Below are 10464 nucleotides of genomic sequence, written 5' to 3' on the forward strand. Positions count from 1 at the left end.
AACATCACAGCCACGCCGTCGACCACGTACGTGACGATCAGCCCTCGACCAGCCGGCCGTCGCGGAGGGTCAGGGCCCGGTCGGCCAGCTCGATCAGGTTGAGGTCGTGGGTGGCGACCAGGATGGTGGTGCCGCGCGCCTGCACCACCGCCCGGAGCAGGTCCATGATCGATCGGCCGGTCTCCGAGTCGAGCTGACCGGTGGGCTCATCGGCGATCAGCAGGTCGGGGTCGTTGGCGAGCGCGCGGGCCACCGCGACCCGCTGCTGCTGCCCGCCGGAGAGCTCGTACGGCCGCTGCGCCGCGTGCCCACCGAGCCCGACCAGTTCGAGCAGCATGGCGACCCGCTCCTCCCGCTCGGCGGCCGGCACCTTCGCCAGCCGCAGCGGCACACCGACGTTCTCGGCGGCGGAGAGGATCGGCACCAGACCGAAAGTCTGGAAGATGAAGCCGACAGTGCCGCGCCGCAGCCGGAGCAGTTCCTTCTCCCCCGCGGCCGTCACATCGTGACCGGCCACCACCACCCGGCCGCTGTCCGGTCGGTCCAGGCCACCGATCATGTTGAGCAGGGTGGTCTTCCCGGCGCCGGAGCGGCCGCGGACGGCGAGCAGCTCGCCCCGCACCGCGGTGAACGACACGTCGCGGACCGCGTGCACGGCATGCTCGCCACGACCGAAGGTCCGGCTGACTCCCTCGACCCGGACCACCTCTTCGACGGCCCGCGTGGCGGTCGTGCCGAGCAGACCACTCGCCGCCGTGCCGTCCCGGCCGTCCGCCGAGCCGACCACCCGACCGGCCGTCCCGTCCCACCCGTTCATGCCTCCGCCTTTCCTTCGCCACGGGACTGCTCGCCCGGCCGCACCTCCACGTGGTCCGGCTCCAGGTTGAGCCGGACCCGGTCCCGCAACTCCAGCGCCTCCACGAACGCGGCCGGCAGCTGCATCCGGCCGGTCCGGTCGAGCACCGCGTACTCCTCGCTCACCAGCTCGGTGCTGCCGTCCGCGCCGACGCGGGCGGTCCGGCGCACCTCCGAGGCGGTCCGACCGTCGCGGATCGCGACGGTCCGCCGGACCTGGGTGGCGACCGCCTGGTCGTGGGTGACCACGACGACGGTGACGCCCAGCTCGGCGTTGATGGTGCGCAGCGCCGCGAAGACATCCGCGCCGGTGGCCTCGTCCAGCTCGCCGGTCGGCTCGTCGGCGAAGAGCACCTCCGGGTCGTTCGCCACCGCCACGGCCACCGCGCAGCGCTGCTGCTCGCCGCCGCTGAGCTGGCCGGGCCGCCGATCCGCGCAGTAGCCGACGCCGACCATCTCCAGCAGCTGCCGGGCCCGCTCACGTCGCGCCCGGCCACCACGGCGGCCGGCCAGCTGCATCGGCAGCTCGACGTTCTCCAACGCGGTCAGGTACGGCATCAGGTTGCGTCCGGTCTGCTGCCAGACGAAGCCGACCGTCTTGCGCCGGTAGCTCAACCGCCGCTTCACGGAGAGGTTGAGCAGGTCGTATCCGGCCACCCTGGCGATACCGGCGGTCGGGGTGTCCAGACCGGAGAGGATGTTGAGCAGGGTGGACTTTCCGGAGCCGGAGGCACCGACGATGGCCACCAGTTCACCCCGGTCGATGACCAGGTCGAGCCCCTGGAGGGCGACCACCTCCACACCTTCGGTCTTGAAGATGCGGACCAGCCCGTCGCAGACGATGTGTCCACGCAGCCGGTCACGGCCGCCGGCCCGCTCGGCCGCGCGCTGCGCGGCCCGCTTCTGAAGGTCGGCCAGGTCCGGCACGACCGGTGTCGCCGCGGTAGCGGTCATCTCAGCTCTCCTCTCCGAGCCGGAGCACCTCACCGAGGCGCAGCCGGCGGTTGTTCAGGGCCTCTATGGCGACCGCGAAGCCAAGGGCGAGCGCCCCGAGCGCGACGACCGCGACCACCAGGCCCGGTTCGAACGCCACCCGGACGGGCATGCCGCTGGTGAAGGCGGACAGACCGAGCAGCGGCGTGAGCAGCAGCGGCAGCAGCGCACCCACGAAAGCGCCGGTGAACACCGCGACGCCGACGAGCGGCGTCAGCTCGACCAGGAGCAGGCCCCGCCACTGCCGGCGGGACAGGCCGAGCGTACGCAGCCGGGACAGCACCTGCCCGCGGGCGCGGGCGCCGGCCAGCACGGTGAACGCGATGGCGAGCAGCCCCAGCACGGTGCCACCGGCCGCCCCGGAGGCGAAGCCGAACGCCAGCAGGCCGTTGGCCCCGCCCTCGCCGACCTGTTGACGGCTCGCCGCCCAGGTCTGCACCTCCGCGCCACGCGGACGCTCGCCGCCCGACACGACGCCACCCCGCTGGTAGCGCCGTTGCCCCTCGTCGCCGGTGCGGCGCAGCGCCTCGGTGTCCAGACCGTCGCCGGCCACCACGAAACCCGTCGGCACCGCGACCGTGGGCCGGTCCGGCAACGCCTGCAGCGGCAGCACGACGAACCGCTCGGTTCCCGGCGTCACCAGCGGAAAGCTCTCCGTCGTGTCGGCCACCCGGAACTCGTACCGCTGGCCCTGCAGGGACAGGAACGCCGACCCGTCCAGCCCGGCCCGGGCGAGGTCGGTCGCGACGGCCGGTGAGACCAGCGCGGGCAGCGGCCCGTCACCCGCTTCGGCGAGCATCGCCGGAGGTATCGACAGCTCCCGGCCGGCCGCCCCACCGACCCGGGCCAGGGCCGGGGCGTCGACCGCCAGCACGCTCACCTGGTTGATTCCGGCGTCGAGGCCGGCCTTGCTACGCGCCGGTCGCTGCCCTGGTTCGGTCGCCAACGCCGCCACCGCCCGCACGCCGCTCAGGCCGCTCAGGGCGTCCGCCGTATCGGGGGCCAGCCGATCCCCGGTGACCAGGGCGTCGCCGGGAATCCGCTCGCTCGCGGCCCGGTCCCGGCTGGCTTCGATCCCCGAGGAGACGACCGCGCAGAAGCCCGCGGTGGCGATCGCCAGCACGACCACCACCAGCGGTGCGGACACCACGGCGCGGCCGGCGCGGGCGGTGCCGAGGAAGGCGACGCTGCCCCGGGCGCGCGCCGCGAGCCGGCTGACCAGCTGCAGCGGCCACGGGTACGCGCGCAGCGCCAGCACCGCCACCGCCGCCGCCAGCAGGACCGGCACCGCCACCAGCAGCGGGTCCACCTCGCCCAGAGTCAGGCCACGTCGGCGCAGCAGCACCACCGCGAGCCCGGCGAGGACCAGCAGCGACGCCTCCAGGGTGAGCCGCCGTGCGGACGGGCGCAGCCGGACCAGGTCGCGGCGACCGATGCCGCCCGACGTGGCGAGGGCGGCGACGGGCAGGGCCAGGGCGATCAACACGGTCGCCGCCACGGCGTACGGGACAGTGGAGCCGGGTGCGCCGGGCACGAGCGTCCCCAGCAGCCAACCGACGGCCGCGGCCGGGACGGTCACCAGCAGCGATTCGGCGAAGGTCCGCCGGGCCACCGTGGTCGATCCGCCGCCACGTGCACGCAGCAGGGCGAACTCGCCGCGGCGACGGCGCGCGGCCAGTCCGGCGGCGAGGAGCACCAGACCGGCCAGCGTGGCGAGCACGCCGGCGGCGATCACCGCGAGCAGCGTACGGGCCGAGGCGAGCGCGTCCCGGAACTCCCGCAGTGGCACGTCCACCCCCTGCACGACCTTCAGACCGGTCGGCGCGGTCTGCTCCAGGCGCTGCAGCTCGTCGATCGTGAGGTCCAGCTGTTCGGCGTCGACCGCGTCGCCGTCGACCCGGTACCGCCAGCTGTGCGTGAGCCACACCCCGTCGGCCGCCCGGTGATCCAACGCGCTGATGGTGGTCAACCCGACGGCGATGAACGGCTGGCCGTCGCCCAGTGGCTCGGCCGCCCGGAGCAGCTGCGGCAGGCTGTCCCAGACCCCGTCGGACGGGTCGTTCGGAGCGAAGATCCCCACCACGACCACCGAGACGCTGGGAACCTTGCTCTCCGGCAGGGCGAGCCGCAGCTTGCTGCCGACGCGCAGGTCCAGCTTCCGGGCGGTGTCCGCGCTGAGCGCGATCTGGGTCGGCTCGTCGCGGGCCACGTCGTCCGCCGGCCAGCGCCCGTCGACCATCTTGGCCGCTTCCGGCACCGCGGGCATGGCCCGCAGGCCGAGGTCGACCAGGAGGTTGTTCCGCTTCAGGTCCGGTCCGGTCAACCGGCCGACCGGGCCGTCGGCGACGTACCAACGCTCGGACACCGCGTGCCCGACCTGGTCCGGCATCGTCTCCTGGAGGACGTCCAGTCTGTTCTGCCCGGCGCTCGCGTTGGACGGGACCGAGCTTCCGGCGTCCGACCCGATCGTGTACGTGATGTCGCGTCGCGCCGGCAACTGCTGGGCCATGTGCTCCCGCAGCCCTTGCTCGGTGAGCCGGTTCGTGATCCGGGGCACGCCGCTGATCAGCAGCGTGATGACCAATGTCAGGACTCCGAGGAGCAGGAACTGCCCCCCGTACGCCCGGATGCGGCGGACGACCGCGCCGATGCTCACCGTTCTCCCCCGATCCGCAGCTGTGCCGCAGACACCCGCTGCCGGATGCCGACGGCGATGAAGGTGCTGGCGGCGAGCGCCGCCAGCAGCAGGCCTACCGCGGTCAGGCCGATCGGCAGCCACGGCAGCGTGAAGACCGCCTCGGGCATCGGCCGGCCGGCGGCCGGCGTGAGGATGACCAGGGGCGCCATGGTGGCGCCGACCGCCGCGCCGAGCAGCAGCCCCACCCCGACGCCGATACCGGCCAGGAAGGTCTGTTCGGCGAGCAACGCCCGGGCCAGCAGCCGGGGGGTCGCGCCGAGCGTGTTCAGCACCGTGTACTCGGACAGCCGGCGTCGGGCGGTGGCCCAGACGTCGACCAGGAGACCGACCAGGGCGAGCAGCACGGAGCCCAACGCCGCGGCGAGCAGGCCGACGTGGGCGCCCCGCCAGTACGGGTCCTGCTCCGCCGCCTCCGCCACCTGTCGGCGGTCGAGGACGGTGACCACGGACAGGCCGGCGGCGGCCCGGGCCGTGGCCGCCTCCTCGCCGGCGGCCGAACCGACCCACCATTCCACAGTCGGCCGGACGGTTCCGCGGTCCCGGATCAGCCAGTCGACCGCCGCCGGGAGATCCAGCAGCACCCCGTCACCGGCTGTTCCGGGAAGCGCGTCCACCTCGCCGACGAGCTTCACCGGCAGCGTGGCGCCGGACAGCGGCAGGTCCACCGTGTCGCCGATGTGCAAACTCAGCTCGTCCCGGACCCGCGGGGTCATGAGGGCCGGTACCGGCGTGTTCTCGCCATCGGGCACCACGGCGAACCGCGATGCGGGCTGGAACGCGAACTGCCCGCCCGGAAGGGTGATCGCCGACCGGTCGGCGGCGACGCTGGTACCCGTCGTGTCGGCCCGTTGCGGCAGATCGCTCTCCGGGACGCGGAGCACCCAGGTGTCAGTGAGGCTGGCCGGCTCCGCCGATCCGTCCGCACCGATCAGCCGCAGGTCGGATATCCGCAGCCGGTAGATGGTCCCGGCCGTATCCCCGCCGTCGGCCTCGAACCCGGCCAGCCGCAGCGGTACGCCGACGTCAGGCAGTTCGACGTCGAACCGCACGGCGTGGCCGTCACTGGTGCCGGTCGCCGCCGGCAGTCGCCAGGCATTTCCGTTCGCGCTGGTCACCAGGATCGAAACGGCGACCTGGAGGCTGCGCTCCGCTCGATCGACGGGGGTGCTGACGACACCGGTGATCTTCTTGGTGCCGGCGGGCAGGTCGAGCCCGGCCGCGGTGCCGCGCGCGTCGACCATCCGTTGGTAGAGCCGCGGCACCGGTTCGTCGGCCAACCGGTCGTTGAACCGCACCGTGCCGGCCGCGGCGGCCGTGTCGAGGCTGAGCACGGTGACCGGGAGGTTGGCCCGGCCGATCCGCACCTCGTCCCGCCAGGCCGGCAGGGCCTGCTCGACGCCGGGCAGCGCCGCGAGCTGACCGGCCCGGTCCGCCGGGGCGACGCCGTTGCGCTCGGTCAGGCGCAGGTCGGCACCGACCGTGTGGTCGGCCTGGTCGACCTGGGAGCGTTCGCCGGTGGCCACCAGCGACCAGGCGAGCGTGCTGCCGCCGACGGCGAGCGCGAGCAGCAGCACCGGGCCGGCGTGTGGGCGCCGACCGGCCTGCCACATGCCGAACATGGTCGCGGTCCATGGCCGGCGGTCCACGAACCGCTCGGCGAACCGGGTGGCCGGCGGCAGCAGCCGCAGCGCCACGACCGCCCCGGCGAGCACGCCCAGCGTCGGTGCCGCGACCAGCAGCGGGTCGATGCCGAGCTGGCCGCCGGCCCCGGCCAGCGGGGAGGCGTACTGGTGCAACTGCACCCAGGCGAGCACGGCGAGGGCGACCAGCACCAGGTCGACGCTGGCGCGTTGGACGGCGGCGCTCCGCTTCGGGCGGGAACGGGCGGCCATGTCGGCCACGTACGTGCCGGCGCCGCGCAGGGTGGGAGCGACCATCGCCACCAGACAACCCACGGCGGCTGCCGCGGCGGCCGCCCAGAGCAGCCCGCTGGTGCCGGAGGCGACGCTTGTTTCCGAGCCGACCGGCCGCAGGTGCCGCAACGCCTCCCCGGCGGCCAGCGGGCCGAGCAGGGCGGCCGGGGCGACCACCAGGGTCGCCTCCCGGGCGGCGAGTCCGGCGAGCTGCCGGCGCGCCGCGCCGCGAGCGCGTAGCAGGGCGTTCTGTGCTCGGCGATCCTCGTGCAGCAGTGCGGCGACCAGCACCAACGCGTACCCGCCGAGCACCACGATGAGCAGCAGCGGTGTGGTGAGTGCGGATCGGCCCACCAGGTCGGCCCGGCTGATCCGGTCCAGCAGTTGGTCGATCCGGGTCACGGTCTGCGCGGACGCGCCGAGGTCCGCCGCTGCCGGCAGGTCGGCCGCGACGTCGGCGGCGGCCTGTCGGACCGTGGACACCCGGGACGGCTCGACGGTGGTGAGGTCCGGCTCCACCATCCAGGAGGCGGAGACGGAGCCCGGGAAGGTCGCCTCGAAGTCCTTGGGGTCGAGCACGAAGGGGCCGTACGACGTGCCCGAGGTGGCGGCCGCGTCGTCGCTGGCGGCACCGGTGCCGACGCCGGGCGCGAGTCGCCAGTACGGGTCTCCCGGGTCGTGGGGCCGCCAGGTGCCGACGAGAACCACCGCCTCGTTCCGCTCCGTCCGGCGGTCCCGCAGCGGCACCCGCTCGCCCGGTTCGAGCCCGAGCGCCGCGGCGACCTTCTCCGGCAGCGTCACCTGCGTGGGCCGCGCACCCGGCGCCGGCCACGCGCCGGCGACCAGGTCTGCGTGCCCGGCCAGGTTCTCCAGCGTCGACAGGTTGGCGAAGACCGGGTCCCCGCCGGGGCGGACCGCCGGGCCGAGATCGCCGGTCAGCTCCCGGCCGGTGCCGTACCGGGCGGCGGCGACGGTGACCTGCGCATCCCCGAGACCGTGGGCGAACTCGTCGCGGACCTTCCGGTCCCGGGTCGCGAACTCGTCGGCGTCGGCCCCGCCCGACCCGCTGACCAGCAGGCTCCGCTCTTCCGCCGACGCGGCCGCCACCAGCGCACGCTGCCCCGCGTCCACCGCTCGGCGGTTGTACTCGGAGAGACCGGTCACGAGCGCCACCGCGACCAGCGCCGCGATCAACGCGGCCGCCAGCAGCCCCCGCGCCTCTCGGGCCCGCCTCCACACCAACTTCATCCGATGCCCTCCCCTGGCCCCTGGGCCGAATCGACCAGGAAGAGCGGTCACGGCACGGAAAAGGTTCCGCCCGTTACATGATCGTTACCCTTGGCGCTCGTCCGCGGTCATCGGGGGCGGTCGCGGTCGCGTGAGGGCTGCACCCGTTTGGGTTCGCCCGGCATTTTCGGGGTGTCGCACCCCTTAGCGCTATGCGGCGGGGGTGTTTTACCAGGTGGAGGGCATCCCGACATGGAGCGTAGGCAGGCAGGTTATCCGGCGGATTCAACGCTCATCCGGAGGTACTCATGCGCGCTTTCCTCGCCGACGTGTGGTGGGGGTTCTGCAACCCCGGCCAGGCCATCCGAGACGCGTTCAGGAAGAACAACTAGCCCTATAAATGCGCCCCGGGCGCGGCGATTCCAGCGCCCGCCCGGGACGACTTGACCGGACACCGGAGGTCCGACCCATGGAACAGCGTACTGACCGTGCCCCGACAGAGCACCCCCGCTGGTGTGGTCGCGGACCCATCTGCCGTGTCGACGGCATCCACCACAGCCGGCCCATGCCCGCCAACACCGCCGCGGCCACCGTGCCGATGCGGCTCTGGCTGGAGCAGACGTGGCGCCCGGCAGACGGCGCGCCGATGCTCGCCCTCGAGGTCACCGAGCAGGGCGAGGTCCGCTACCTGTACCTGCCGATGGAGCAGGGCCAGGTGCTGGCGTACCAGCTGCGGCGCCTGCTGGACCTGGCCAGGAGTGGCCGGTGAAGCGGGAGTTCCGCCCGAAGCGGTGGGAGCAGCACAACCGGCGGCCGGCCCGGGTGTCGCTGGGCAGCCGCTCGAAGCGGCAGCGGTACACCAAGGACGCCATGGACCACGCCGCCGAGCTGTCCATGGACGTCGGCGTCATGATGGGCCGCCGGTTCGGCGAGCGTGACCTGTACCAGGCGCTGGTGGAGATGTGCGACGACCCGGAAGCCCTCGCCGAGTGGGTGCGGAAGCAGGCAGCCAAGGGCGAGGAGGAGGAAGAGGAACGCCGCTGGTGGTCCGACGACAACGTCACCGAGTTGGCCCGGGAGGCGGGCGTGCTCGGTGACGCTGAGGACAAGGCGCTGTGGGACTCGGTGCCACCGAAGGACATCGACGGCGAGTCGGTGGTGGTCGAGATCGAGCAGTGGCTACGCGAACGCGACCGGTGGATCGACAACCTCCGGGAGCACGGGGACCTGCCCGACGACGAGCAGTAGGTCAGCGACCTCGAGGCGGGGCCGGTGGGCGTGTGCCTGCCGGCCCCGTCGGCCGTGTGGTGCGGGTCGGCTTCGGCTTCGGCGTCGGGGACGGCTTCGGTCTCTTGGTCACGGCGCAGGCCGGTTCGGGACGGCGTACACGACACCCAGCGCGGCGAGCGTGGCCACGGCGACGCCCACCCACTCGCTGGCGGTGACGGTGTTGTCGGCCAGGGCGGTACCCAGCGCGGTCAGTCCGGCGACGGCGGCGCCCACTACGGCCTTGGCGTACGGGTTGACCTTCACGGTTCCTCCTAGTTCATGATCTGGGGCAGGACGGCCATACCGAGCGACGCGAGGGACAGCAGCACCGCGGCGGCGGGCAGGGGCCACTGCCGGGACTCCAGCGACCGGATTCGGGTTTCGTGGTCGCGGATGTCGTCGGCGTGGCCGATGTTCTGGTTGACCAGCTGGTTGACGGTGTCGCGGAGCAGCACCACCTGGTCGTAGATGTCCCGGGAGGTGATCTGCACCGGGCCGAGCGGGTCGCTCACGTCGTCAGCCTCGCCGCCAGCTCGTCGGCGAGCTCGTCGCGGACCTGGCCGATGCGCTCGTCGACCCCGGCGAGAATCGCCGCGGTGTCCACCGATCCGCCGCCAGCCGTGATCGTGGCGGCGAGCTGCTCGACGACACCGCGCAGCGCGGCGAGCTCGGTACGCACCCCCGCCAACTGGGCCAACTGGCTGTTGCGCGCCTGCAGGACGTAGTAGTTCGTCGAGGTGAGGATGCCCGCGACGGTGGTCGTGTCGCCCGAGTAGGCCACCTCACCGCCGGTACGAAGCTTGACCTTGTCGCTGAGCTGCATGTCGTCCTCCAAGAGTCCCCACGGGCGTCGGTCCTGCTCGGCCGCCCGGGTCTGATCGATGCTGATGTGGAAGTGCTTGTCGTGCGGGTTGTCGCCGTCGTACGGCTCGGACCGCCAGCCGCGCAGCCGGTGGTAGAGGCGCCGCTCGTAGATGACGTAGCGGGCCGACGGGTGCCGCCTGATGGCGGCGAACACGGTGGCGAAGTCCAGGCCGTCTTCGTCGACGTCGATCGCGTCCACGCTGCCGCGCTCGTTCGGGTTGTGATCGCTCTTGCTGGCCTGATGCCGGGCATCCCCGATCCAGCCGTCCGACGCCCGGTCCCGGCCCGGCCACCGCTCGTTGATCTCCGCCCGCAGCACCTCGAGGGCCGGCGCCAGGTAGTAGCCGCTCATTCGACTGCGATCCAGTTCACCGGCACCTCGATGGTGCTCGTCGCCGTCAGTGCCACGTTGAACGTCACCGACGTCGCCGATACGGCGAACACTCGCAGCGTCGCCCCGATCGTCGTGCCGGACGTGCTGGCGATCGTCCCGACCACCACCGGAGTGGCGGAGAACGCTGGCGAGAACGGGACGGTGACACTGGCGTTGTTCGCCCCGCTGATCGCCACGGTGACGGTGCCCGACTGCCGGCCCCGGATCCGCTCCGGGGTCAGCCTCATACCCGACGCAAGGGGCATCTCATC

The 10464-nt window shown here is 73.2% G+C and carries 10 protein-coding genes; 2 read left to right on the forward strand and 8 right to left on the reverse strand.

Going from position 1 to position 10464, the window contains the following annotated elements:
• Positions 1-37: 37 nt before the first annotated feature.
• Genes AB0F98_RS01965 through AB0F98_RS01980 form a run of 4 tightly spaced genes read right to left on the reverse strand, consistent with a single transcriptional unit; the run spans position 38 to position 7707 of the window.
• Positions 38-817, reverse strand: a complete 780-nt coding sequence (locus tag AB0F98_RS01965) for an ABC transporter ATP-binding protein (protein ID WP_357727187.1) — start codon at positions 815-817, stop codon at positions 38-40.
• Positions 814-1809, reverse strand: coding sequence for an ABC transporter ATP-binding protein (locus AB0F98_RS01970; protein ID WP_357727190.1), 996 nt, complete (start codon positions 1807-1809; stop codon positions 814-816). The genes AB0F98_RS01965 and AB0F98_RS01970 overlap by 4 nt, the downstream gene beginning before the upstream one ends.
• A gap of 1 nt (position 1810) precedes the next feature.
• A complete protein-coding gene (locus AB0F98_RS01975) occupies positions 1811-4504 on the reverse strand; it encodes an FtsX-like permease family protein (protein ID WP_357727193.1) in 2694 nt (897 codons plus the stop codon).
• Entirely contained in the window at positions 4501-7707 is a 3207-nt protein-coding gene (locus tag AB0F98_RS01980; protein ID WP_357727196.1) for an FtsX-like permease family protein, read from the reverse strand. The genes AB0F98_RS01975 and AB0F98_RS01980 overlap by 4 nt, the downstream gene beginning before the upstream one ends.
• A 544-nt stretch (positions 7708-8251) precedes the next feature.
• Here AB0F98_RS01980 and AB0F98_RS01985 point away from each other — a divergent pair.
• Positions 8252-8455 carry a hypothetical protein gene (locus AB0F98_RS01985; RefSeq protein ID WP_357727199.1) on the forward strand — a complete coding sequence of 68 codons (204 nt, stop codon included), beginning with the start codon at positions 8252-8254 and terminating at the stop codon, positions 8453-8455.
• Complete coding sequence (locus AB0F98_RS01990) at positions 8452-8934, forward strand: hypothetical protein (RefSeq protein WP_357727202.1); 483 nt, start codon at positions 8452-8454, stop codon at positions 8932-8934. Before AB0F98_RS01985 ends, AB0F98_RS01990 begins: the two co-directional genes overlap by 4 nt.
• Before the next feature lie 108 nt (positions 8935-9042).
• On the opposite strand, the gene AB0F98_RS01995 is transcribed toward AB0F98_RS01990, so the two are convergent.
• The 4 genes from AB0F98_RS01995 to AB0F98_RS02010 are packed head-to-tail and all read right to left on the reverse strand — an operon-like array spanning position 9043 to position 10458.
• Complete coding sequence (locus AB0F98_RS01995; protein WP_357727204.1) at positions 9043-9219, reverse strand: hypothetical protein; 177 nt, start codon at positions 9217-9219, stop codon at positions 9043-9045.
• Positions 9220-9227: 8 nt separating this feature from the next.
• Entirely contained in the window at positions 9228-9467 is a 240-nt protein-coding gene (locus tag AB0F98_RS02000) for a hypothetical protein (protein ID WP_357727207.1), read from the reverse strand.
• Positions 9464-10171, reverse strand: coding sequence for a hypothetical protein (locus AB0F98_RS02005; protein WP_357727210.1), 708 nt, complete (start codon positions 10169-10171; stop codon positions 9464-9466). The genes AB0F98_RS02000 and AB0F98_RS02005 overlap by 4 nt, the downstream gene beginning before the upstream one ends.
• Positions 10168-10458: a hypothetical protein gene (locus AB0F98_RS02010; RefSeq protein ID WP_357727213.1), complete on the reverse strand. Its 291-nt coding sequence runs from the start codon at positions 10456-10458 to the stop codon at positions 10168-10170. Before AB0F98_RS02010 ends, AB0F98_RS02005 begins: the two co-directional genes overlap by 4 nt.
• Positions 10459-10464: the final 6 nt, after the last annotated feature.

Source organism: Micromonospora sp. NPDC023737, assembly GCF_040639715.1.
Taxonomy (GTDB): domain Bacteria; phylum Actinomycetota; class Actinomycetes; order Mycobacteriales; family Micromonosporaceae; genus Micromonospora.

Excerpts from the sequence above, each read along its gene's own strand:
- AB0F98_RS01965 (WP_357727187.1), bottom strand. The coding sequence starts at position 817 with ATGAACGGGTGGGACGGGACGGCCGGTCGGGTGGTCGGCTCGGCGGAC.
- AB0F98_RS01970 (WP_357727190.1), bottom strand. The coding sequence starts at position 1,809 with ATGACCGCTACCGCGGCGACACCGGTCGTGCCGGACCTGGCCGACCTT.
- AB0F98_RS01980 (WP_357727196.1), bottom strand. The coding sequence starts at position 7,707 with ATGAAGTTGGTGTGGAGGCGGGCCCGAGAGGCGCGGGGGCTGCTGGCG.
- AB0F98_RS01985 (WP_357727199.1), top strand. The coding sequence starts at position 8,252 with ATGCCCGCCAACACCGCCGCGGCCACCGTGCCGATGCGGCTCTGGCTG.
- AB0F98_RS02005 (WP_357727210.1), bottom strand. The coding sequence starts at position 10,171 with ATGAGCGGCTACTACCTGGCGCCGGCCCTCGAGGTGCTGCGGGCGGAG.
- AB0F98_RS02010 (WP_357727213.1), bottom strand. The coding sequence starts at position 10,458 with ATGCCCCTTGCGTCGGGTATGAGGCTGACCCCGGAGCGGATCCGGGGC.